We start from the raw sequence: 23,117 nt of genomic DNA on the forward strand, positions 1-23,117 counted from the left end.
CTCAGTTTGCTTCTGCTGCGTTCCAGACCGCGTCAAGCAGGCTCTGGGTCTGAACAGTCGCTTCCATCCATTGCAAGCGCTGCTCCGCGTCGGGCTCAAGTGCGAGCTGCGCAAAAGAATCGATCATCAGTGCATGCTGAGGTTTTGTGCCAGGCGTTTCAATGAAGCTGATGTCGTTGCGCGTCGCCATGCCTGTCCTGTGCGTGAAACCGGTTGAGATGTCAGGATTATCGAACGCGAATCCGCTGTTCCAGTCCAAAACGAAATCATCCTGAGCGAGTACGCCCGAAGTACCACCCAATGTCAGGTCCATCACCGCTGTACCTGTAGTGTAGCCGACATCGAAGGTTGTTGTTTTGCCACCCTCAAACGCAAGCAGGCCGGTTGCACGGATAACTGCGTTTGTCTGCGCGTCCCGTTCTGCAAAGACCCTGATGTCCTTCAACTGACCGGGCGATAAAAACTCGACGGCGGCGCGCATGGAATACCATGCCATGTCGCCGATGGCACCCATCGGCTCCTCGCTCTGGTCGAAACGGATATTCTCCCTGTCGGAGAACGGGAAATAGAACATGGTGTGCAACGACCGAGGCTCACCGATCAGCTGGGGCATGCGCTCACGCATCGCCCGGGTTCGGGCATGATGGACAAAATGCGTCGCATCCATGAGGACGACGCCATTTTGTCGGGCGAGTGCCGTCAGCCTCTCGGCGACTTCCTTGGACTGAAGGGGTTTTTCGATCAAAACATGTTTTCCGGCCGACAGGGCACGAGCTGCAATATCTTCCTTCGCAGATGTCGGCGCAGCAACGTAGACGGCCTGCACATCTGATTGCGCCATCAGTTCCTCCACACCTTGTACGCCAACAGCGCCAGGGTATTGAGCCGCAAAGCTATCAGCTTTTTCTTTTGATCGGCTCGAAACAGCGACGAGGCGCGCGTACTGTGAGCTGTGGATCGCGGGGGCGATCAGGCCGGCAATGAAGCCCGTTCCAACAATTCCGAAGTTGAGTTTGTTCATAGCTATCTACCTTTTTTAAGCAGCATTGCGCCATGCCGAGCCTCGGCATGGGCTGGCGACCTGCATACGTGGTGGTGTTGTGAATGAGAGGTGAGACTTCCCAAGGGCCTCAAACGATTGCGAAAGCCAATGGTCCGCCTTCGATGCGCTCATGCGATCCGATGCATTTCGAATAGCGAGAAGTCGCCAATGCAATGCCCCGCAGACGATCTGAAAGCCTGAATGGCTTGGCTCTGCATGTGATTTTGCCAGTCCTCAGCAGAGGCCCACTCCTCTACGAAAGTGACCAACCTAGGGTCAGCGTTAGACCGATGCAGTTCGTATCGAAGACAGCCAGCAGCATGTTGCGTCGCCTCAACGAGCTTTGTCTGCTCACTAATCATTAGATCTTCGAGGCCGGGTTTTGCACGGGCATGCGCAACGATCGTGAGGGAGTTTTGCATCTTAGTTACCCTGCGGCTCTTTCGGAGGATACTTATCAGCATCAGCAACCGTGGGGCCTTCCCGCAGCCAGTTTACAGCCCAGCCGCTTTCGAGGATGTTGAGTGTCTGCGAGCCGGCGGGCGGCCATGCTTCATGGACGACGCCACCCGGCGCGCGAAAGAAGCCGCCGTTTTCGATGTTATAGCGCACACCTTTCGAGTCGAACGTATGTGTCCCCCCGACGAGAATGACATGAGTTTCTGCCAGGTCATGCGTGTGGGCAGGAATATGCACCGGGATCGGGGTCCGGAACATCAGGGTCGTCAGTTTGGTGTTCGGGTCAGAATGCAGGATGGCGTATTCGGGGGAACGATCGCCAAGCTCAGGAATGGTTTTTTCCCATTTCAATGAGCCCGGGTTTTTGAGGATAATGCTCGTGTCGGTTTGATCTGCAGCTGCGGCAGTCAGTGTTATTCCCATAAGGGCTGCGCCCGCAGCTATCGTCGTGAAAGCTGTCCGAAGCGAACTTTTATTCCCCCAGAGCGAAAGCGGTCTCATCTAAGTCTCCTTCGTGTTGGTAAGCAACCCGTCAGTGAGTTGATGTCTGTTAAATGGCAGGAGATACTTTCAGGCGGTAGCCGTTGCTGCGGACAAGCATTGCGGAAAAAAATTCCACAATCGGATCGCCTTTGTCTGCCAGGCGGCTTTCTCAAGTTTCTACGAGAAAGCGGCACTTGTTGTTGCCGATCTCGAGGTAGGCCCATCTTCCAGCATCAATCACGGCTATACGGTTCCGTGAGCGTGAACAGCGGGTTCACGAGACGGATTTAGGAAACGCACCGACTCGTCTGGACGCATTTGCCTGCGGACGAGTCGGTAAATTGCTCCGAGTGTTTTATTTCAGTCGCTTGAGTAATTCGGCGGCGACAGCTGGGGCGGAAGCTGGGTTCTGGCCCGTAACCAACTCGCGATCGGTTACCACGTGAGATGTCCATGGAGCCTCGTTGCTGACGAAGTTTCCGCCTGCCGCTTCTAAGGCTGTTTGCGGATAAAACTTCATCTCCCCGCCGCTCAGCAGGCCCTTGGCAATTTCCTCTTCCTGATTGCTGATGACGGTCATCTTGTAGCCCGCATAGATCCAGCCCTCGCCCTTGGCCCAACCGCTTGTTTCAAGCTTGGTCGTGAAGGCTATTGCGTCGGGCAGGGCAGAGAGCAGAGCGATCGGACCATGGCATGCGAGGGCCGTTGTCTTGCCCTTCGCATGGAAGTCGGCAAGGAGTCTGCCCAATTCCGGGCTCAAGAGAAGATCCTGCATAGGGGCATGACCACCTGGCACATAAACCGCATCGAATTGGTCGTAACCGATCTGCTCGACACGGGCGAGGCTGATCACTGGCGAGGTGCTTTCGGATGTCAGCCCTAGTTTTTCAAGCATGGCCAAGCCTTCTTTCAACGCAGCCTCGTCGCCGCCGAAATACATCTTGTCCACGGAGGACTTGTCCAGCGTCGGCGCCGTTCCCTTGGGGGTTGCGAAGATGATGTCATGACCGGCCTCGGTCAGCGCCTTTACCGGCTGCATCAGTTCGTTGAGGTAGAAGCCAGTCTCGAAAACCTTGCCGTCCTTGAGGTCGAGATGGTCGGAATCAGACAGGACGACCAGGACGTTGGCCGCCTGCGCACTGAGGGCGCTTGTTCCAAGAGCGAGTGCGAGAGCGAGAGTGCGAATGGGATTCATATTTTTCTCCATAGGAAAGCCGTTCCCTGCCCATCGGAACAGAGAAGATCCATTGTGTCGTTGGTGGTGTCAGCGATGGGTGTTTATGCGATAAGGAGATCGCGGAGCGCTTCTCCGACGCCGGTCGCCGATTGCGGATTTTGGCCGGTCACCAGCCTTCCATCGACAACAACATTAGCAGTCCAGTCAGGGGCCGGATGATGATGGGCACCGCAAGCGGCAAGAGTGCTGGCCAGAAGGAAGGGAACAACCTTGTCCAACTTGACGGCCCGCTCCTCATCGTCGGTGAAGGACGCGACGTTCTTGCCAGCGACCAAGGGAACACCGCTGCTCAACGTGATGTTGACCAGTGCTGCGGGACCGTGACACACGGCGGCGACAATGCCGCCGGCCTCGTATATATCGCGGGCGACGGTGTTGACCGCTGAACTCGTCGGGAAGTCCCACATCGCGCCGTGTCCCCCTGCGAAGAAGATGGCGGAGTAGTTTTTCGGATCGATGTCGGAAAGACGTGACGTGTTGCGGATGGCACGGCGGAAATCTTCGCTGTTCCAATAACGGCTATTGGTCTCATCGCTGAGGTCGAGGCCATCAACCGGGGGCTCACCGCCATGTATCGATGCGAACTCAGCCGAAATTCCAGCGGCGTCGAGGACTGCGAGGGGATGAGTTACTTCACCCAAGTAAAAGCCTGTAGGTTCACCGGTTTCTCCTTTGACACTATGACTGGTGAGTACGAAGAGAACCGGTTTGGTATGGCGAGGTGCGCTTTTCATTGTCTGCTCCAAAATCAGGAAGGCATTTGATCGTCTGGCGAACCGAATCTATTAACGCCTTGTCGGCAGATAAAGCGCGCCTTGAGGAATTCATTTGTTCCCAAGCAAGCTAAATTGGGCAGGGGTGCGCCGCCCGGGCGTCGTTTTTGCGAAACGACGCCTTGTCGATAGATGAGCCGCTATCTCCTACGGCTTTGGGCACAAGACCTTGTCTTCCGATCTTGCAAACGAAACACCAACTTTATCGATGCCGGAATCGAGGATAAAGCTGCCTGAAAGAGACGAACTTTTTCGCGAGGAGACAGGGTGGGGCGACGATTTGATCATCTTGGCGATGTGGAAGCCTTTGTTACGGTTGCGGAGAAAGGCTCAATGACTGAGGCCGCAGTCGCGCTATCGACAACTGCGTCTGTCCTCAGTAGGGCGGTCACCCGTCTCGAGACGCGGCTGGGAGCGCAACTTATGCGCCGGACGACTCGGCGATTGAGCCTGACGGATGAAGGCCGGGCCTATCTTGAGCAGGCACGTGCCGCATTCTCAATGATCAATGACGCAGAGCGGGCAATCCAAGGTCCAGCAGGAGCGTCGTTGAGTGGCCAAGTCCGCATCAGCGTTCCAACCACCTACGGTCACTACCGGCTCCCGGAGATGCTGGGCCGTTTCACCGATGCCTTCCCGAACGTTCGAATCGAGTTGAGCATCACCAATCGCAACGTTGATTTGGTGGCGGAAGGATACGACTTAGCCATTCGCCTTGGGCCGCTTCCCGATAGTGGACTGGTGGCGCGCCGACTGGAGGATGCGCCGCTGCGGTTGGTTGCATCCCCGCGATACCTTGAGCGTGCTGGCACCCCTACAAGCGTCGAGGACCTAGCGAAACACCAATGCCTGCCGTTTGTAATGCCGAGTACAGGGCGCCCGGCACCATGGCTGTTTCGGATCGACGGAAAGGATGTTGATTGGACTCCCGCGGGGCAAATCCAAGTTTTCGACGACGTGCTCGGGGTTGTGCGTCTGGCGGAAAGTGGGCTCGGCATTTGCCAGACCTACGACTTTATTCTGCAAGACTCTATCGAGCGAGGTCGCTTGGTGGATGTCCTCAAGAACGTTCATGGCCGCACAAGAGCTTTCTCGGTGATTTTCGCCCCACATCGGCGTCTTTCAGCGGCAACGCGAGCGCTGATAGATTTCCTCGCTAAGGGCCAATAACCGAGTAGTATGGATAGGATGATCAAACAAGACGAACTCTCTTGAACGGATTGGAACCTGCAACCTAATCTTCATCGAGCGTTGTTGGCCGATGTCGGGTACTACCACACCGGCCACGACCTTAAGCACCAAGCGGGATCGGGTTGTCGACGAGGCTCTGATTGAACGCTTCGAACAGGGCGTGTTCGTTTGCACCCGGATTATCGCGCAAAGGCCTGATGGCATCGACGATCACTTCGGGTTCGTCCGTGGCAAGCGCCACCAGGGTCTGTTCGATGAAGTCAGGCAGCGGCATGGCGCGCGGGTCCCCGCTCTTGTAGATGAGATCGGTGTCCACCCAAGGCGGAGCGATTTCCTGCAGCCGCACATTGGTGTTGCGTAGCTGAAAGCGTTGGGACAGGGCAAAGGAGTGCAGTGCCGCCTTAGTGGCCGAGTAAATCGCGTTGCTGGCGATTGGCACAAAGGCAAGGACGCTACTGGTGTAAAGAACAGTTGCCTCGGGCTTCGTCTTTAGATGTTCGATCAGCGCCGAGGTCACACGGATGGGTCCGAGCAGGTTGGTAGCGATCAGGTCCTGCATGCCGGCGTCGTTAACTGGGCCGGAGACGTCATCAAAGGGCATAAATCCGGCGTTGTTGAACACCACATTGAGATCGGGATGTTTTTCGATCAGTTCTCTCGCGACGGACTGGATGCTGTCGAGGCTCGATACATCGAGCGCGATGGCCGCCATGCCGGGGTTGGCCGCTGTCACTTCGTCGAGTAACGCGGTGCGCCGTCCGGAGATGATTACCTTATTGCCAAGACGATAGAGAGCTTCCGCAAGGCCTCGCCCGATGCCGCTTGTGCCGCCGGTGATGAAGATAGTGTTGCCAGTCAGTTTCATGGGATCAGTCTTTCATTCTTAAGAAGGTTGGGACGTTTTCAGGCGGCGGTCGTAAAGCGCGGAGCCGGCCGGGTGGCGGAAAGCTGCGGGCCGAGGGCAAGACGGGCTGCCTCATAGGCATTCCACAGCTCGATGTCCCGGAGCGCGGGGATGGTGCTGGTTTCGCCCTGATCGAACGCAGCAAGGGCGGCATCGACCATGTCTTCGGCCTGCATCACGATTTCGGTTGGAAGATGCTCGACCGGCAGGCCGCCAAGAGCCCAGAAATCGGTCCGTGTCGCGCCGGGCAGCACGACCTGGGCACGAATGCCGCGGTCTGAAAGTTCGTGGTTGAGCGAGGTGGTGAACGCCTGAACGAACGCCTTCGTCCCGCCATAGACGCCGTTGAGCAATTCTGGCGCGACTGCAACGATCGAGGCGATATTGATCACCGTGCCACCGCCGCGCGCCACGAAGCCGGGAACTGCTGCGTAGGTCAGCCGCATCAAGGCGGTCACGTTGAGGCGCACCATGGCTTCCATGCGATCGACATCGCTTTCCAGCAGCGCCGAGTGGGTGCCGATGCCGGCATTGTTGACCAGCGCCGTGATGCTGGCATCTTCGCGCAGCACCTTCTCGACGCCCGCAAGATCGGCCGCGTCGCCCAGATCGGCGGCGAGGACTTCGACCGCGCGGTTCGTCCTGTCCGAGATCTCCGAGGCGAGCGACTGGAGCTTGTCCTTATTACGGGCAACGAGGATCAGGTCGTAGCCGCGCGCGGCAAGACGGTCGGCGTAAATCGCGCCGATGCCGGTGGAGGCGCCGGTGATAAGTGCAGTTCCCTTGGTGGTCATAGGTTTGTTCCTTGTGTGCGGGGAAAGCGCCATCGCTTTCGACAAGGACGTTATGGACCAGATGACATTTGTCCGATATGACGTATAAACTACGTTTTCCGGACATAGAAGTTGGAGGGCTGAATGCCTCACGTTTCCATGGTGCTGACGCCGGGCTTCCAGTTTCTGGCGCTCGGCGTGCAGGCCGCCTTCGAGCTGGCCAATGTGTTGCGGGATGAGACATATTACACCCTTTCAATCACCTCGGTTGAAGGCGGACCTGTCATGTCATCCAGTGGTTTTGCCGTGCCGACGACCAAGCTCGACGACGTGAGACAGGTGGACACGCTGCTTCTTCTGGCCGGACTCGTCCCCCCACCGCAGCAGGATGAAGCGACGCTCGCGACGTTACGCGCGATGGCCAAGGGATCGCGACGCGTCGCGGGGCTCTGCACCGGATCGTTTCTGCTGGGGCAGATGGGCTTTCTCGACGGACGGCGCGCCACCACGCATTGGTCCTATGCCAGGGAGATGCGCAAGGCCTTTCCAAATGTGCGGGTTGAGGATGATCGTATCTTCATCAACGAGGGGCCGGTCTGGACATCGGCCGGCCTCACCGCAGGCCTGGATCTCGCCGTTGCATTGATCGAGAAGGATTTGGGACGCGACATGGCAGGAGCCATCGCTCGACGGCTGGTGATGCATCATCGCCGCGCCGGCGGCCAGTCGCAGCATTCCGAACTGCTTCAGCTCGCGCCCAGCAGTGACCGCATTCAAAAGACGCTGATCCATGCGAAAACCCACCTCGCGAATTCGTTGACCGTGGAGGAACTGGCTGAGGTCGCGGCGCTCTCGCCCCGCCAGTTCAGCCGCGCGTTCCATGCCGAAACAGGCCAGACGCCTGCCAAGGCCGTCGAGCAGATCCGCCTCGAGGCCGCTCGCTTGATGATCGAGGAGACCCGTCTTCCCATGGAGAAGATTGCGCAAGAGTGCGGCTTCATCGATCTTCGGCGCATGCGCGATGCGTTCATGCGCCAGTATGGTCAGCCCCCACAGACGATTCGGCGGCTTGCAAAAGCCGCCTGAAAATGGCTGCGGAGGTAAAGCTCTTGAGCGGTATCGAACCATCGACACGCAGTTCGTCGACACTACGACTTTGATATTAAACGCTTTTGTGCAATGGGGACGCCCACCGCGGCATCCGTCAGATTTTCGATAGCGACACAACAGCTGGCAACCAAGATAGCGTTTAATGACCGCTAAAGCGGGCATGCCGCTTATTGGTTCAAGAAAGGTGTATCTCGAAAGCCCAGCAAAACTTTCTCTTCCCCGTGTTGATGATAGGCTATTACCTGTAGGGATGGAGGTGCTGATGAAACTGACCCGATCAGAATTGTTCAGAAAGGTTTGCGAGTTGCCGCTGAGCAAGCTTGCACCAGAACTAGAGACATCAGGTCCGGCTCTGGCTGTGATTTGCAGACAGCATCAGATCCCTTATCCGGGATCAGGATACTGGACGCGGAAGTCGTTAGGCCTTGTCGCTGATCTCCCTATCCTTCCAGAGGGACCCGATGATGCGATCGAAATTGCAGCGCGCGTGGTGGTTCCGCGGAAACCGAAGGCGCCCGGGTCAGAGGGCGAACCGACTATAAGGTTCAAAACAGCTCCGAAGCATCGTCGGTCCGAACATCATTTGTTACTTTTCGGAGTAGAGGAACACTTTCGGAAAACCCGGGCTGCCGAGAAGAATGAGTTTCTACGTCCGTGGAAGAGGCTGTTACCGGATATAATATCATCACCGGAAGCGCTGCCCCAAGCCCTTGCAATCGCAAATAAGCTTTACCTGACACTCAGCGAAGTCGGCCTGAACGTTCAGATCGCCGCAGCGGCAGAAAATCTTTCGAGAATTCAGATCGAGGAACGAGAGGTCGAGCGTAAAGACCGTAAGTATGGGCGTTACAGTTTTGGCACCATCTGGGCTCCGGACAGGCCGACCGTAGTATTCATTGACAACGTGCCTATCGGGTTGACCATCACCGAGATGACCGAACGCGTCACGATGAGATATGTCAGCGGCGACTATTATCGAGAGGACAGCAAGCTCATCAGGTCGCTGAAGAGCTGGCAGCTAACGCATTCATGGACTACGGAACAGGATTTACCTTCAGGTCGCTTCAGAATTGTTGCCTACTCCCCGAAACCTGGTGTTGACTGGTCGCTTCATTGGCAGGATGCAGCGTCGGAAGAGCTCTCTGAGAAGATGCCCGAAATTGTTCAGGCATTGAGGGCGGCCAAAGCAAAGCTGCTTGCGCTGATGCTTGCTGAGGATGAGGCTCAGGCTAAGCGCAAGAAGGAGCAGGAGGAGGAATGGGAACGCTATCGTCGCCGCGAGGATGCAAGGCAGGTCGAGCAGGCTCTTCAGGCCAGTCAGAAGCAACTTGCCGACATCATCGACAGTTGGGGGAGGGCGATGGTTGTTGAGCGCTTCTTTACGGACGCGGAGGCGCGTCTGGAAGGTGCGCAGGAAGAGCGAAAGCAGCGACTAAAGGAAAGACTTGCGCTCGCTCGTCAGATGATGGGAACCGTTGATCCGCTGGATTTCATCGACAATTGGCAAGCACCAGAGGATCGATATCGCTCCAAATATGATTAATGAGTGTGGGAAGGCCGCCCAACCTGCTGCTCACGGGAACTTTGTGAGCTTAGCTTCAACCACAATTTAAGATTGTTAAGGGTTTAGGTTGAACCTGTCCCGGGTCATCGCATGGCTCCTTCGGCCGCATGGATCACACGGACAGGGCGGGGCATTCCTACAGCAGTTGCTGGCCCTCACAGGAGGCGCGTGGTCACCTGAGGAATGTTCATCGGCCAAGGTTTACCTCGAGCACGGAACAGGGGACGGTCGCATTGACATCATGGTGAGATCAAACGGCCGCGTCCTTGCGATAGAGAACAAGCCCGAAGCTGACGATCAGCCATATCAACTACAGCGCTACCTTCAGTATCTGGATGGGCTAAGCCTTCGGGATTATCGGCTCCTGTATCTTACACCAAACGGCACGGCTCCGAATGAAAAGAGCATCACGTTGAAAGCCGCCGAAGCTCGCGTCGAAAGCGCCCACCTGCATCTTGTCTCCTATAACTCGACGATGCTGGAATGGTTATCCGCCTGTAGGGCAATCTGCAGGGCGGACCGAGTCTCGGTATTTCTCGACGAAGTCTCCAGAGCTATCCGCAAAAAATTTCAAGGGGTTTCCGATATGTCGGATCAGGAACATATTACTGACGTAATGGCTGCAACTCCGCAGTCAGTCGCAGCATCCCTGCTTGTTGCAAATACAGCTTTTGCTCTAAAGTGCCGGCTCGCTGGCATACTGGAGCAGCAGCTGGCCAAGTTGATAGATGAAAAAGGCTGGAAGTTCATTGCCGGATTTTCGCCAGCGAGGTATTCCGCGATCAGGGTCGATTTCGATGAGCGGTCGCCTGTTGTTGTCAGCTTCATGTTTGATCGTGCGAACTTTAACTCACTGGCAATCGGTACTGAAAAGAGGCAGGACGCTAAATTCCCAAGCAGCAATCTGCACCGTGCGATGAACAGTATCCTTGGTGCCAGCCACGGCGGCGCCGGAGAGGACTGGCCTTGGTGGCAAAGCTTAGGAGCCGAGAACGCTCTCTGTCCCCTTCCGAGGGATTGGGAAACAGATGTTGATGTCTGGGTGAAAATAGCCGACGGCCGCGCCGCCCTCATCGCGATGTCGGGGATAGAAAAGGTAGCTGATGCCTGTTTGCGCTCGCTGGCTGATATCGAACATTTCCAGCAAGTGTTTGACGATCAGCGGCCTTGAACGAATTCATTGTCGATTGCTCGATGCCGATGAGGGATTGTTGAACGCACTTTTGAGCTTCAGCATTCTCATCCCTCGACTCCCAAACTGAATGCCGGAAAGAAATGATCAGAGATAACGGACACGATCTACGAGCGAGCTTTGATGTCGAAGGTGAAAATGGAAGCTTTGTCATCACGTTCCATTCCCGGGGTGGCGCGGAAGATGAAGCACGAAACCCGGACTATATTCCCGGTCTGAGGGTTCTTCTATCTCGCCTTGCATCGGTCGACGCAATACTGAAGCAAGTCCTCCTTGACAGCGGTCCTGCGAGGAAGGCAGTCAATGCGGGGTTGATGGTCCGGTATCAACTCCTACTTCCGGGGACTTCTGAACTGTATCTCGCCCGGCTCGATACTGGTGAGCTCCGCAGGCACATTTCGCGAGAACAGAAATCCATAAAAGTTTTGACCGGCGAAGAAGTGATTAAAACCGACTCTCGCGGTAATGGCACGCGCAGGATACGGCTTGAGATTTTAGTTTCCGGTTTCAGGTCCGCGGAAAGTCTGAAAGCATTTCTGACGTTTGGTGACGCCGTTGATGTCCAGCGCCTGCAAATGACAATCGCTGACAGCGGCTGGCAGGAGTGGTTTAAGCTGTGGCATTCGATACTGCGAGCCGGAGAGAATATTGGTAAAGACAGATACTACTTTCCCTCCGCGGACATACGTGCCCAGATCGTGAAGAGTAAGAATGGCAGCATTCCGAAAACACGGTTCGGTATAGGACGGTTCGGCAGAGACTGGGTTGTCGAGATTAATCCACCCAATGATGCCGGAAAGGAAGACGGCCTCAGCACCATAGCGATTGATGAAGATGACCGTCGTTGGCTCTTGCGTCAGGGTATTTTGCACAAGAACCATCTGAGCGGCCGAATAGATAAGGAATTTCGCCAGCTCACCAACCTGAGGCCCGTAGAGGTGGAAGGTGCCAAGCGTACTTGGTATCCAGTCGAGCTTCTGGACGGGTCATCTGTTGATTTGCCTGTCGGAACTCTGGAGTTTGTAAAGCGGTGTGCCATGGCGCGCTCCCCAGGCGAAGTGATGCAAGTCACCGACGCCATAAGATACGGGGCTGCGGAAATTGCCGGATCATATCTTCAGAAGGCTGTGTATCGAGCCGAGCGGGAAGTCATGCGCAGACAGGGTTATGTCTGGCAGGCGCTTAAGGAAATAGCTGATCGAAACAAAATTGATCTCACAAAGCCGTGTCATGCTGCGGGGTACGAGGTGGACGGCTTTCTGGAAAACGCTCATTCAGCGTTTCTCATTGAGATCAAAACCACAACAGCAGCATCGGACATTTATGAGGGAGTGGGTCAGCTTCATCTCTACGGGCACCTGATCAAAGGGGTAAAAGCGGCAAAAAAGGTATTGCTCCTCCCCAAAGCCCCTCGGCCCGAGATAGTACAGGCCGTACTGGCCACCGGAATAGCCTTATTGTTTTATGAGTTCGGTCATGACAACAAAGGTCTGACAGTGAAATTTCCCCAGGAAACGAGAGAGTTTTTTGGCTTCGATGTTGCTTAATCACGGCACGAAATTTCCTTAAAAGGGTAGCGTTCTTCTGCTCGCGTCACGTTAAACCGGAAAAAAATCGCAAGAAGCGATGGTCTTAGTATACGGACCTTCACTGGTGTTTCAGCCGACCCTGAGGGTGTCAGAGCGTGATGCCCTCTGCCTGAGGCAGTTCATAACGCAGTTTCGTGCATGATATGTTCTTGTGCCCGAGGCTAAATCCTGGCAATGTGACAAAAAAATACCCAGCGAGGACCAGATGGCTGATTCGACAATCGATTTTTCAAGACTGCGCCAACTGGTAGGCATTTCTCTGGAGGAACTGGCTCCAATCGTGGGATTTAGCCTTTCAACTCTCTACCGCTGGGAAAAGGGCCAGCAGGAGCCGAGACAGGCTGCAATGGTTGTTTTACATGGGCTTCTAAATGCTCGAGCCCAGGTCACCAACGAGAATCCGCTCTTCACTTTTATTGACCTGTTCGCTGGTATCGGTGGATTGCGCCGTGGTTTCGACCACATTGGCGGTAGATGCGTTTTCACGTCCGAATGGGATAAGTACTCGCAGGCAACGTATAGAGCGAATTACCGCGGCGACGACCACGAAGTCCAGGGCGATATCACCAAGATAGATGTCACCGGGATCCCGGCGCATGATGTGCTTCTTGCCGGCTTTCCGTGTCAGCCTTTCAGCATCGCGGGCGTCAGCAAGAAAAACGCCCTTGGCCGTGCACATGGTTTTGCAGACGAGACTCAGGGCACGCTCTTCTTTGACGTTGCCCGCATCATAAAACACCACAGGCCGAAGGCCTTCCTGCTTGAAAATGTCAAAAACCTTGTAAACCACGACAAGGGCAGAACATTCGCAGTCATAATGAAAACGCTGAAGGATGAGCTTGGCTATGACGTGGAAGCTCGTGTCATTGATGCCAAAGGTTTCGTTCCTCAACACAGGGAGCGTATCTTCATCGTGGGTTTTCGGAAGGATCTTGACGTGGAGTTTTCCTTCAGGGACTTTCAGATCCCAGACAGATTTGCCGGGCCAAAGCTAAAGACCATTCTCCATCCGGAAGACGGTTCAGAAGGGCCAGACAAGCATTACACTGTCGGCAATATCGGTAGCGTATCCGAGCGCTATGTCCTCACAGATCATTTGTGGAAGTATCTCAGGGACTACGCGGCTAAGCATGCCGCGGCGGGCAACGGATTTGGCTATGGTCTCGTTGGGCCTGATGATGTCGCGCGCACCCTGTCTGCGCGTTATCACAAAGACGGATCCGAGATTCTGGTTTCCAGAGGGGCTGGCAATAACCCACGTCGCCTGACCCCGAGGGAATGTGCCCGCCTGATGGGTTTCGATGAGCCGGGCAAAGCGGAGTTTGTTATTCCGGTCAGCGACACGCAGGCATATCGTCAGTTTGGTAATAGCGTTGTTGTCCCTGTGGTAAAAGCGGTCGCCAGTTACATGCTTCCATTCATCGAACACGCGCTCTCGCAGGCATCTGGCGAGCGGCTAAAATTGAGTGCATGATGTGGGAATGGCGGCATTCACCACGATTGTCTTTTCCGGATTAGCCTGGAATGGCTGATGTTGTCGATGAGGCAACCCGCAGCCGGATGATGTCGGGAATCCGCGGGAAGGACACGAAACCCGAAATGAGTGTCAGGCTTGGCCTGCACGCGCTCGGCTTTCGCTACAGGCTGCACCCGAAGGACATCCCGGGGAAGCCTGATTTATGGCTACCAAGATACAGAGCTGCCATCTTCGTTCACGGTTGCTTCTGGCACGGGCATGACTGCGCTCTGTTTAAGATGCCGGGTACCCGTCGTGATTTCTGGGAAAGCAAAATCGATGCGAATCGCGCTAGAGATGCGCGGGTCGATGAGCTGCTCGCGATCAGGGCTCTTCGTCGACTGGACATCTGGGAGTGTGCTCTTCGCGGACCCGGCCGTATCGGGATCGACACGACGCTTGGTCAGGCCGCCTCGTGGCTACGCAGCGAAGAGCCGAGGGGCGAAATAAGGGGAACGCGGTAGATGATGGAACTGGGTGACTGGCTGGGCGAGTACAGCGGGCCGCAGTACATGTGGTATGTAAAGCGGTTGAGCGGCAATGATACGCTTGCCAACAAAACGCACCAGGCCGGCCCTTATATTCCGAAGGAGCTGCTATTCGAGATTTTCCCGAGCCTTGCCCGGGTAGACATCGAACGACCAGACATCTGGTTCGACGTTTACATCGACAGCCATGCCGACGCGCGCCGCATCCGTGCAGTCTACTACAATAGCAAGAGGTATAAAAAACAACCTAACGGCCGGGATGAAACCAGGCTGACAAACTGGGGTGGTAGCGAGTCCGCCCTGCTTGATCCGGAGAGCACTGGTGCTCTTACCATATTTGCCTTTTCCCGTGATCCTGTCAGACCCGAGTGTCATGTTTGGGTATGCAGGCACGAAACTGAAGAGGATCTGGTTGAGGACCGTCTCGGTCCCGTCGAACCTGGAAAGACCATCACACAGGCGGTGGGAGGCACCATCCAGGCCGGACTTACTACAGTTCCCACCCGTGCGAGTTGCTGGCTAACACCTGCAGAAATACCTCTGGCCTGGCTCACAAAATTTCCCAGCGGCGCAGAGATCATTGCCAAAACTGCAGAGCTTCAGTCGCATGGAAACCTGATGCCCGATTTCAGGCTCATGAAACGACGCGGGTGCGAGTATGAGATCTTCCGAAGCGTCGAGGAAGCGATCGAGCTACCACTAATAAAAGCCGGCTTTAGCGACATCAATGGTTTTATCGCAAGAGCCCAGACCATTCTTCAGCGTCGGAAATCCCGTGCAGGTCGGTCGCTCGAGCTTCATGCCCGGGAGATTTTCACGGAAGAGAAGCTGGTTGAGGGAACCGACTTTTCGCATCAACCGGAATCGGAGGCCGGGAAGTCACCTGATTTTCTGTTTCCGTCTGAATCGGCCTACAAGGATCCGCAATTTCCTCAGGACAGGCTGCGAATGCTTGCGGTTAAGACTACGATGAAAGACCGCTGGCGTCAGATTCTTAACGAAGCCAATCGCGTTGAACAGAAACATTTGCTTACTCTGCAGGAGGGTATCTCTGAAACGCAGTTCAGGGAAATGGTCGACGCCAGAGTAACGTTAGTGGTGCCAAAGCCGATAATGGAGAAGTTTCCGTCTTCTGTGCAACCTTACCTGCAGACTCTGGAATCGTTTATCGGCGACGTGAGGCTTCTGAGGCTCTGAAGCCTCAGGCCAATATCCTGAAATAAGCTAGGCCTGATCCGGTTCTTCGCCAGAATGAAAAACTCGCCTTTTTCCGGCAATATCGTTTCGAGCAGTAGTCAACGTGCAAAATTCTTCAGTTTGTTTTTAGCCGGATCGTTGCGTTTCCGACTCTCCGCCGCCTATCGTGTATCAAAAAACGACGACGGGGCGGAGATGCGAAACCTACTCTCTTAATGCCTGGGCGACCTCAGTCGTTCTTGAAAGGGCTTATGCCGGTCTTGAGCCAACTGTGCAGACAGCTCCGGAATTCGCTCGCAGATTTTTCGAAAAACTGGCAAGGCAGGCGGACGATTTTCTCATCGAGATTGAAGCAGTAACTGACAAGAAATTGGCCTCGGATCCATCTCCTGAAAGGAGCGGGTGAGAATGGTTGCAATTTTATGTCCAGGCTTTCTCTTGAACGGGTACGAACCATTGAAACTCGCATTTTATCACCAAACATCTGAGTTTTCTATCTTTCTCCACATTCGGCGGTCAGTTGCATAATAAGGGGCTGTTATTGCACATTTAGCAGACCTTCGTATCCAGGAGCTTCTCTAGCGGTTTGGTTCGCTAGCCTATGGGTGTAAGCCAATCTGGGGTATCGAGCAGAGGCGAAGAGATATCTCAGCTGCAACGAGGCTCGGCTTATGCAAGAGACGAATAGCCACCTCGGCAAATCGCCCGTTGCGATATACTATCATGGCCCGCACCATATGTGATGCCAGCGGAAACTGCCGTTTTAGACTAATAACAGATGTCTTGACCAAAAATGCAGCGTGATAAATGTATGTGGACAACACGAAATCTGAGAATGCTCTTGCACGTAAATTGATGTGAAACCGCAGGATTCGTTTTGACCAACCTTTTCTTTTTAGACGAGAGTGGCAATACAGGCGATCTCGTCAAAGCGGGCGCAGAACTTGCTTTTGGTGATCAGTCGACCTTTGTATTGGTGGCCGTGGGGGTCGATGACGAAGCCGAGCTTGCCGCGGAACTGTCCCGTCTGCGCGCGGTGCATAAAATACAGGGCTCAGAGCTGAAATCGAAGCGGCTGGTCGGGAAGCCGAGGGTCGCCAGCGACGTCGCACGATACCTACATAATCGCGGATTGCCGGTCTTCGTTGAGGTGGTAGATAAGCGATTTTTTATCTGCGCGACGATGGTCAATCACTTTGTGATCCCTTTCGTCTCGCAGGAATTTGACGGACGCCGCGATGTCATGGAAATGAAGAACAACGTCGCGGAATATCTCCATGCTCTGGCCCCGCTGTCAGTGCTTCAGTCGTACATAAACGCCTGTTCGGCACCTTCTATTTCCGCAACACGATCAGCTTTCACAGAAATATCCCTCTGGCTCGAGGTTGAAGCTGCCAGCGACAGCAATGCCGAATTTATCTTGAAGTTCGTCCGCGATACGATTGACGAATTCGAACACGGAGCTCGGTCGCCGGATGGCGAGGTCAATCTTTACCTTCCCGACCCTGATCTTAGTAAGGCATCAAACCCTTTTTGGATGCTACCAAACCTGTCCTCACTCACAAACATCTACGGCCGAATAAATCTCTTTCGCCAGCGAAAAATGGCCGATGTAACGTTGGTTCACGACGAGCAGCTTGAGTTCGGCCACATTCTCCAAAGTGGCAAGGCGACGATGGAGGAACTGGCTCAAGCGGGAAAAGACTGGTCCGTCCGCGATGCCGACTACCGCGTTATCGAGCGAGCGGAGATGCGATTTCTCCGCTCTGAGCAGTCCGCGGGGATACAGGCAGCGGATGTACTCGCGGGGTTCATAATGCGCTTCGTACAGCAGATGCAGAGATCAAAGGTTCCAGCGCGGGAATTCACTGACGCCTACCGTGCGTTCGCTGATTTCACCAACCCCGGTCGGGGCACAGGGGTCAACTACGTTCTCCCAACAAGAATGGTGAACTTGCTCAACCTCTTTTGGCTCTAACCCACAACTTTAAGCCACACCGTTATAAGAAGGCAGTCACCAGGACCGCAAACCTTGACCCGCCTATTGCCTATCGTCCTCTTTTGACACATCGGTGAATAATCGATGGAAAAAATCATAGAGCTCCATGTCGCCAAATAGCCCGCTCAAATAATGGACGCTGCTCTCGATCAGGTCGGGCTGACTATAACGATCATGAGGGTCTGGATGGTCTGCTTCCTACGGCGGACCTTGACGCCTTGTTCGATCGCGGCTTGATATCGTTCTGTGCCGAATAGAAAATGCTGGTCGCAAATCGCGTGCCTATGTTAGAGCGTGAGCTTCTGCGGTTAGATATACTTCGACAGATACCAAACAAGCTTCGGCGTCGCTATTTGTCAGATAACCGCCGCCGGTAGGGCTTTGATCTCAATTGTGTTAACTAGAACTCAGCGCAGGATACTTAGCAATGTCAGTACTCTTTGATGATCCTAGGCTGCCGCACTTTTCGATCAAAATGGAAGACGGTAGATTGGCGTGGCCAATAGCAAAAGCCAACGGTGTTTCTGTAGAGGTATTTTACGATCGGCTTAGTAAGCGTTGGTCCGCCCAAAAAGCGGCTACTCATCCTCCGCCCCCTCGACAGCGAAGGTCGCCACCGCAACGGCCCTCCCTCAAATTATCGACGTTCCTCTTTGACGGCCGATTGGCATGGCCAGTCGCTGCATCTGAAGGTGTGAGCCAAGCCGTATTTTATTGGAGGCTCAAACAAGGGATGACACCCGACCAAGTCGCATTTACACCCGTGATGCCGTCCGGCTGGCGATAAAGCAATCAGCAGGACAGGCCTTTGGTGGTGGGAGATGTAGAAAGAGGCTTTGCCACCAAGAATACATGAACTACCTCTTGGTGCGTTGAGTTTCACTTAGGTTTGGGCAAAAAACAGGTGTGAGCAAACTACAGCGAAGCAAAAGCAATCGAGCTGCCACTTCCGACAATTCGTCATTTTTTCTTGAGAACAAGGTCAGCTGCTCGACAATTATCCAGCGGTCAGGCGGGCCGATTAATTCGCCAAGCTTGCTGTAGCACCAACGCTGCGATCTTCGGATCGTGGCTCGAACGGGATCAGGATACCACCCAACATGCAAAAAGCTTTTGAAGATTCGCCTGCAGAATACGATGAGCGGGTTTTGACGTTTATCGACATACTGGTATGGCGGTCGATCGTAGAGCGGAGCCTGACCTATCCATCACTGCGGAAGCGAATACCCAACGCTGTGCATTCGCTCGGCACCCTGACTGAGAAATACTGCACCGAAGAAACCGAAGAACATCCTCCCGAAGATGAATTCGCTCAGTTTTCAGACAGCATCATCATATCGATACCACGTCGACACGACCTCGATGTCGGTCGGATGATCAAGCTGGTCACAGAATTCCAGTCTAGCGTGCTGTTTTCTGGCTTCCTGATCCGTGGAGGGATAACGGCTGGCCCGATGTTTCACCAGGGAAGGGTCGCTTTTGGTCCAGCGTTAAATCGAGCCTATGAACTCGATTCAAAAATCGCCAATTTCCCGCGTGTGGTGATCGATCCAAGCCTTGAGAGGATCGTAAAACGCCAAGCGAAAAACGTTCCAAAACATTGGACCTTTGTCTGGCAAGAGTAGGCCATTACGCACTTTTTAGATGAAAGAGCTGAGGTTGACATCTTGTTGATGTGCCTTCAAGCAGAATGCGAATGGACAGTGGAATAATGCCCGCTCAGCAATGCCATATTTAGGTCAGAAAAATGCAAATTCCCTCAGCTCCCGACGTCAAAATGGTTTTTGCGGAGAATCTCGAAATTGGCAAGTCCGCATCGGCGTTGCGGCCCCTTCTCGTTGTTGCTAAGCCGGACCCCGTGCCGAGCTATAATAGTTTTGGTTACAGATTCCAGACAGATTGCTACATTATTCTCGAAAGCGGCGAAATAGTCTCTATTTTTCCCGAATTTATGTTTGCTGGGTCGAGTACAACTTGGGAGGCAATCGCTGGTCTCCTTAAGAGCGGATCAGGTTGGATCGATGCTTCCGAAATCACATCAACCTACTGCTCGCTGATGTCTCGAGAAGACAACTATCGCGATCTTGTAAGTCGCCTTGGGCTCGAACTCGCTGTCTCGGTGCTTAGACGTCTGGGGGACGCCGTCGTCGTAAAAATGGAAGCCCGCGATGACGAGCGTTTACGATTGATTGAGAGCGAGCCTTTCGCGCTGTCGATGCTGCGCATGAATGAGAGTTGGACCGCTTTCCGCCGCGCGGCTCGACATCTTCGCTATGCACCTATTCCAGAAGTCGAAGATGCAGCGGTGACCTTCGGAATGGCCGTTGATCTCCCTTCCGCCAACAATCGGTACATGGTGGACTTTAACTTCGGATATGATCGGCTCATTCGCGGCCGATTAGCCGTTCTGATTGGAAGAAACGGTACGGGAAAGTCACAACTACTCCTGTCATTAATTGATGGACTGACAAGCCATCCAACGGTGAAACTTGTTTCTCGCGAACGCCGGGTCCGGTTCGCTCACAGCAAGTTCGGGAAGTTGAAGTTCGGGGCCCCGGCGTTTTCACGCGTGGTCGTATTTTCCTCTACTCCGTCGGATCTATATCCGGTGAGTATCCCTCCATGGTTGGGTATCGATTACCAGTTCTTCTCACTGACGCGCTCGGTAGAGTCGGGCGTCGATAGCGTGACCGCTTCCATTTTGGATTGCTGGCGTGACGACGAACGAACTGCTTTACCGGAAATTGAGAATGAACATCCAACCGCCTCTCAACCACCGCGCCTGAAGCTTCTCAAGAGCATTCTGAAGCCGCTTGACCTTTGGGACGGGCTTCACATTCCTTTGAAAGAAGGTGACGACAGTAGGCAGCACACAATGATCGAGTGGCAGGGCCGCGGATATGTCAAAGCAGGCCGGGTTACAAACGAGCAAAAACGTCTGTTAACGTTTAGGCAGATTGATCTTTCATCCGCTCCTATCCTGCTTGACCGGCGCACATTCCATCCACGCCATCTCAGCAGCGGGGAGATGGTAATGTTCCGCTTCGCGGCTCAAGCGTCTGCCGCTGTTGAGACGGGGAGCTTATTTCTCTTCGACGAACCCGAAACACACCTTCATCCGCATTTTATCTCAGATTTTGTTGAAATTCTTCACCCACTATTAGAGTCGACGAAGTCCGTAGCGATAGCGGCAACCCACTCGGCTTATTTGGTGAGAGAGGCTCCATCTAGACGAGTGCGAATCTTGCGCGTCGAGGATCGCATTGTAAGTATTACCCCACCCCGATTGCAGACCTTCGGAGCAGGGATTGATGAGATTTCGAGCGCTGTCTTTTCCGACTTCGAAATCGGACATCAGTACCAGTCGACACTGCGTAAGTGGGTGGATTCGCTTGATCCGGATGTTACGATCGAATGGGTGCTTTCGGAATTCGGTAGAGAGATGAATCCTGAGACCCTATCCTTTATCCGTCGGCTTTTGGAGTCCCGTGAGCAGGATGGGAGCGCTTAACCAATGCTTACTCTTGACCTGCCGAAAAACGACAATGACGCTACGCTCGCGCAGATAGTGGCCCGCCCTATATGGGCACGATACAAAAAGGCTTGGATGGAAGCTTACAAGAGCTATGGCCAGCACAACGGCGATCCTTGGAAAGTTACGCCACATGCATTTCCAAAAACGCGTCAGAAAGCTCAGCGGAAGTTCTATGACACCAGAAAGGGCTATGGTGAACTTGCGAGTCTTCGATCCACCGAGGGGATAAAGTGCTGCCCGATGTGTGGTTCACAGAACACTGGCACACTTGACCACTATCTTCCGCGCAAGCACTACCCAGAGTTCTCAATACTCTCCTGGAATCTGATTCCTGCGTGCCCGGCCTGCAACTCAAGTGTTAAAGGTGATCGTCACAAGGGAATGTTGTCTCCAGAAAGGTTTCTGCACCCCTACTTCGACACCCTTGCGAACCAAGCTATATGGACGGTGAAGGTGCTAGCACCTTTCGCGGCGCCCGCCTTCAAAGCTGAGCCACTTCCCGGCTTTTCCCCGAACGAGACAACAATAATAGACTTTCATGTAAAGAATATTCTTGGTGACCAGTTCCGTCTCAAGATGCCGACGCTATTCAAGGGGCTCCCGCAACGTGTGCGCAACATGATGAGGTCGCTGAGTGTGCTTGATAACCACGACACCGAAATGGGTCTGCGGCTTTTGCTTACGGACGTCATCGAAGCCAACTCTCCAAATTGCTGGGAGGCAGCACTTTTACGCGGAGTGCTGTCCGATTCGGTCGCGATTGATTATGTTCGAGGTCTTGCCAATTTGTGCACCCTGACACCATTGGCTAGGTAATGGCTGCGAGGCAGGCTTTAAATCTCCACGGTTAGCAAATGTCGGTCTCGGTTAAACCCGCCAATGCCCTGGCCGACACACATGAACCTTATGGGTCAGCATGCTTGCTGCCATCATGGGTGGACATAGCAGAGATGTGATCAGACCCCGGACCAGTTGTAGAGAGAAAGTGTGCGATGCTTATCCCAACTAAAAATATTAGGGACTGGAAAAACCTTCAGGACACAGTTGCTAATTTCTTTCGCGAGATGGGCTACGAGGTACGTTCTCCGCATGTCGTGCAGCACGTCCGTGGCTCGAAGGAGGTAGATGTTTATGTTAGCGACCCTCGAACTAGCATACCTCATGTGATCCTGATCGAATGCAAGCATTGGGGATCCAACCTACCGCAGGAGACGGTGCACAGCTTTCGGACTGTTATGTCTGATTGTGGTGCAAATACTGGCATCATTGTTGGATCGACAGGTTTTCAGTCCGGCGCTAAGAAGGCCGTGGCCTACTCGAACATCGAATTAAGAACATGGGAGTCGCTGCAGCTTGCATATGGAAACGAGTGGCTCCTCTGCCAGAAAGAGCGGCTGAACCCTCTTTTGGCCAAGCTCAAGCTCATTGACGGTCTTTATCTTGATGAATGGGAGACGCCCAAGACATTGCATAACCTCATGCGGTTCGACCACACGGGTCGTCTCTCGGAGCTCTACGACCTGCTCGAAGAAGGTCGGATGCTGATACTCGGGATGAGCGCAGGACCGCGATCGTATGATCAGCCAGGTCCTATTGAGACTCAAGTCTACGACGGCTACAAGGGCGCTGTGCCGGATAGGTACGGCCTGCCGGTCGTTCGTCATGACGACGTGCGCGCCTGGTTCCAATGGGCCGAACAGTGTTCAATGTCACTGTTGGAACGCATCGATTTGCTGGAAGAGGAAGTATTTCAAGCCTTTGATGCCTTGGATAGTAAGTCGGCAGACGCTGCGTTCGACAAGACTCTAGAAAGCATCTGCGAAGAGGCTCCAATTCGCTTGCTGCGTTCGATCGTCGGCGAGGATGAATATCATCGATTGTTGGGCTTACTCGCCAATCGGTCCATTTCGGACGGCTCGCCGCCGACTGCTTAGGCTTGAGCCGCATTGAGGATACAGTGCTCGCCGTTTCTACAGGCCTTTCGACCGTATGTCAGGTGCAACTTCGTGATTTGCACACTCTCCTGAATCTGCTTTCACGGCCGAGTCTCGCAATTCCGCCAGCC

At 54.2% G+C, this 23,117-nt stretch carries 20 protein-coding genes; 13 read left to right on the forward strand and 7 right to left on the reverse strand.

All coding sequences use genetic code 11. The features are described 5' to 3' along the window. Position 1: 1 nt before the first annotated feature. From HWX89_RS25510 to HWX89_RS25530, 5 genes are all read right to left on the reverse strand, one after another. Positions 2 to 1,021, reverse strand: a complete 1,020-nt coding sequence (locus HWX89_RS25510) for a Gfo/Idh/MocA family protein (protein ID WP_138793704.1) — start codon at positions 1,019 to 1,021, stop codon at positions 2 to 4. Positions 1,022 to 1,170: 149 nt separating this feature from the next. Then, complete coding sequence (locus HWX89_RS26615; protein ID WP_353505731.1) at positions 1,171 to 1,506, reverse strand: putative quinol monooxygenase; 336 nt, start codon at positions 1,504 to 1,506, stop codon at positions 1,171 to 1,173. After that, positions 1,466 to 2,002, reverse strand: coding sequence for a cupin domain-containing protein (locus tag HWX89_RS25520; RefSeq protein WP_138793706.1), 537 nt, complete (start codon positions 2,000 to 2,002; stop codon positions 1,466 to 1,468). Before HWX89_RS25520 ends, HWX89_RS26615 begins: the two co-directional genes overlap by 41 nt. Positions 2,003 to 2,339: 337 nt before the next feature. Beyond that, positions 2,340 to 3,179 (reverse strand): type 1 glutamine amidotransferase domain-containing protein, encoded by an 840-nt coding sequence (locus tag HWX89_RS25525; RefSeq protein WP_138793707.1) that lies wholly within the window; start codon positions 3,177 to 3,179, stop codon positions 2,340 to 2,342. Between the two features lie 83 nt (positions 3,180 to 3,262). Then, entirely contained in the window at positions 3,263 to 3,955 is a 693-nt protein-coding gene (locus HWX89_RS25530; RefSeq protein WP_138793708.1) for a type 1 glutamine amidotransferase domain-containing protein, read from the reverse strand. Between the two features lie 336 nt (positions 3,956 to 4,291). Here HWX89_RS25530 and HWX89_RS25535 point away from each other — a divergent pair, with 336 nt between their 5' ends. Then, positions 4,292 to 5,164 (forward strand): LysR family transcriptional regulator, encoded by an 873-nt coding sequence (locus HWX89_RS25535; protein ID WP_353505732.1) that lies wholly within the window; start codon positions 4,292 to 4,294, stop codon positions 5,162 to 5,164. Positions 5,165 to 5,285: 121 nt separating this feature from the next. Here HWX89_RS25535 and HWX89_RS25540 read toward each other — a convergent pair whose 3' ends face one another. Then, positions 5,286 to 6,050 (reverse strand): SDR family oxidoreductase, encoded by a 765-nt coding sequence (locus HWX89_RS25540; RefSeq protein ID WP_138793710.1) that lies wholly within the window; start codon positions 6,048 to 6,050, stop codon positions 5,286 to 5,288. A gap of 38 nt (positions 6,051 to 6,088) precedes the next feature. Beyond that, complete coding sequence (locus HWX89_RS25545) at positions 6,089 to 6,883, reverse strand: SDR family NAD(P)-dependent oxidoreductase (protein WP_138793711.1); 795 nt, start codon at positions 6,881 to 6,883, stop codon at positions 6,089 to 6,091. Positions 6,884 to 7,006: 123 nt separating this feature from the next. Between HWX89_RS25545 and HWX89_RS25550 the strand changes: the two genes are divergently transcribed. The 12 genes from HWX89_RS25550 (at position 7,007) to HWX89_RS25605 (ending at position 22,986) form a co-directional block, all read left to right on the forward strand. Next, positions 7,007 to 7,948 carry a GlxA family transcriptional regulator gene (locus tag HWX89_RS25550; RefSeq protein ID WP_210271545.1) on the forward strand — a complete coding sequence of 314 codons (942 nt, stop codon included), beginning with the start codon at positions 7,007 to 7,009 and terminating at the stop codon, positions 7,946 to 7,948. A 166-nt stretch (positions 7,949 to 8,114) separates the two neighbouring features. Beyond that, positions 8,115 to 9,515 (forward strand): hypothetical protein, encoded by a 1,401-nt coding sequence (locus tag HWX89_RS25555; protein ID WP_246705310.1) that lies wholly within the window; start codon positions 8,115 to 8,117, stop codon positions 9,513 to 9,515. Between the two features lie 88 nt (positions 9,516 to 9,603). Beyond that, on the forward strand, positions 9,604 to 10,707 hold the full coding sequence (locus HWX89_RS25560) for a PDDEXK-like family protein (RefSeq protein WP_138793712.1): 1,104 nt from the start codon (positions 9,604 to 9,606) through the stop codon (positions 10,705 to 10,707). A 104-nt stretch (positions 10,708 to 10,811) separates the two neighbouring features. Continuing rightward, positions 10,812 to 12,275 carry a hypothetical protein gene (locus tag HWX89_RS25565; protein ID WP_138793713.1) on the forward strand — a complete coding sequence of 488 codons (1,464 nt, stop codon included), beginning with the start codon at positions 10,812 to 10,814 and terminating at the stop codon, positions 12,273 to 12,275. A gap of 247 nt (positions 12,276 to 12,522) precedes the next feature. Beyond that, a complete protein-coding gene (gene dcm, locus HWX89_RS25570; protein ID WP_138793714.1) occupies positions 12,523 to 13,791 on the forward strand; it encodes a DNA (cytosine-5-)-methyltransferase in 1,269 nt (422 codons plus the stop codon). Between the two features lie 50 nt (positions 13,792 to 13,841). After that, complete coding sequence (locus tag HWX89_RS25575; RefSeq protein WP_138793715.1) at positions 13,842 to 14,297, forward strand: very short patch repair endonuclease; 456 nt, start codon at positions 13,842 to 13,844, stop codon at positions 14,295 to 14,297. After that, on the forward strand, positions 14,298 to 15,518 hold the full coding sequence (locus HWX89_RS25580) for a type II restriction endonuclease (RefSeq protein ID WP_210271546.1): 1,221 nt from the start codon (positions 14,298 to 14,300) through the stop codon (positions 15,516 to 15,518). Between the two features lie 877 nt (positions 15,519 to 16,395). Next, complete coding sequence (locus tag HWX89_RS25585; protein ID WP_138793716.1) at positions 16,396 to 17,496, forward strand: DUF3800 domain-containing protein; 1,101 nt, start codon at positions 16,396 to 16,398, stop codon at positions 17,494 to 17,496. Positions 17,497 to 18,617: 1,121 nt separating this feature from the next. Next, a complete protein-coding gene (locus HWX89_RS25590; RefSeq protein ID WP_138793717.1) occupies positions 18,618 to 19,142 on the forward strand; it encodes a hypothetical protein in 525 nt (174 codons plus the stop codon). Between the two features lie 122 nt (positions 19,143 to 19,264). Next, entirely contained in the window at positions 19,265 to 21,028 is a 1,764-nt protein-coding gene (locus HWX89_RS25595) for an AAA family ATPase (RefSeq protein WP_138793718.1), read from the forward strand. Between the two features lie 3 nt (positions 21,029 to 21,031). After that, positions 21,032 to 21,868, forward strand: a complete 837-nt coding sequence (locus HWX89_RS25600) for an HNH endonuclease (RefSeq protein WP_138793719.1) — start codon at positions 21,032 to 21,034, stop codon at positions 21,866 to 21,868. A 176-nt stretch (positions 21,869 to 22,044) separates the two neighbouring features. Next, on the forward strand, positions 22,045 to 22,986 hold the full coding sequence (locus HWX89_RS25605) for a restriction endonuclease (protein ID WP_138793720.1): 942 nt from the start codon (positions 22,045 to 22,047) through the stop codon (positions 22,984 to 22,986). The last annotated feature ends 131 nt before the right edge of the window (positions 22,987 to 23,117 follow it).

Origin of the sequence: Rhizobium sp. RM (assembly GCF_013390595.1) — a bacterium.
GTDB lineage: Bacteria > Pseudomonadota > Alphaproteobacteria > Rhizobiales > Rhizobiaceae > Agrobacterium.

What these genes read in the sequence shown, in the direction of transcription:
- HWX89_RS25525 (WP_138793707.1), bottom strand. Translation starts at nt 3,179, where the DNA reads ATGAATCCCATTCGCACTCTCGCTCTCGCACTCGCTCTTGGAACAAGC.
- HWX89_RS25555 (WP_246705310.1), top strand. Translation starts at nt 8,115, where the DNA reads ATGACCGCTAAAGCGGGCATGCCGCTTATTGGTTCAAGAAAGGTGTAT.
- HWX89_RS25600 (WP_138793719.1), top strand. Translation starts at nt 21,032, where the DNA reads ATGCTTACTCTTGACCTGCCGAAAAACGACAATGACGCTACGCTCGCG.
- HWX89_RS25595 (WP_138793718.1), top strand. Translation starts at nt 19,265, where the DNA reads ATGCAAATTCCCTCAGCTCCCGACGTCAAAATGGTTTTTGCGGAGAAT.
- HWX89_RS26615 (WP_353505731.1), bottom strand. Translation starts at nt 1,506, where the DNA reads ATGCTGATAAGTATCCTCCGAAAGAGCCGCAGGGTAACTAAGATGCAA.
- HWX89_RS25545 (WP_138793711.1), bottom strand. Translation starts at nt 6,883, where the DNA reads ATGACCACCAAGGGAACTGCACTTATCACCGGCGCCTCCACCGGCATC.
- HWX89_RS25580 (WP_210271546.1), top strand. Translation starts at nt 14,298, where the DNA reads ATGATGGAACTGGGTGACTGGCTGGGCGAGTACAGCGGGCCGCAGTAC.
- HWX89_RS25575 (WP_138793715.1), top strand. Translation starts at nt 13,842, where the DNA reads ATGGCTGATGTTGTCGATGAGGCAACCCGCAGCCGGATGATGTCGGGA.
- HWX89_RS25550 (WP_210271545.1), top strand. Translation starts at nt 7,007, where the DNA reads ATGCCTCACGTTTCCATGGTGCTGACGCCGGGCTTCCAGTTTCTGGCG.
- dcm (WP_138793714.1), top strand. Translation starts at nt 12,523, where the DNA reads ATGGCTGATTCGACAATCGATTTTTCAAGACTGCGCCAACTGGTAGGC.
- HWX89_RS25605 (WP_138793720.1), top strand. Translation starts at nt 22,045, where the DNA reads ATGCTTATCCCAACTAAAAATATTAGGGACTGGAAAAACCTTCAGGAC.
- HWX89_RS25590 (WP_138793717.1), top strand. Translation starts at nt 18,618, where the DNA reads ATGCAAAAAGCTTTTGAAGATTCGCCTGCAGAATACGATGAGCGGGTT.
- HWX89_RS25530 (WP_138793708.1), bottom strand. Translation starts at nt 3,955, where the DNA reads ATGAAAAGCGCACCTCGCCATACCAAACCGGTTCTCTTCGTACTCACC.
- HWX89_RS25540 (WP_138793710.1), bottom strand. Translation starts at nt 6,050, where the DNA reads ATGAAACTGACTGGCAACACTATCTTCATCACCGGCGGCACAAGCGGC.
- HWX89_RS25520 (WP_138793706.1), bottom strand. Translation starts at nt 2,002, where the DNA reads ATGAGACCGCTTTCGCTCTGGGGGAATAAAAGTTCGCTTCGGACAGCT.
- HWX89_RS25510 (WP_138793704.1), bottom strand. Translation starts at nt 1,021, where the DNA reads ATGAACAAACTCAACTTCGGAATTGTTGGAACGGGCTTCATTGCCGGC.
- HWX89_RS25565 (WP_138793713.1), top strand. Translation starts at nt 10,812, where the DNA reads ATGATCAGAGATAACGGACACGATCTACGAGCGAGCTTTGATGTCGAA.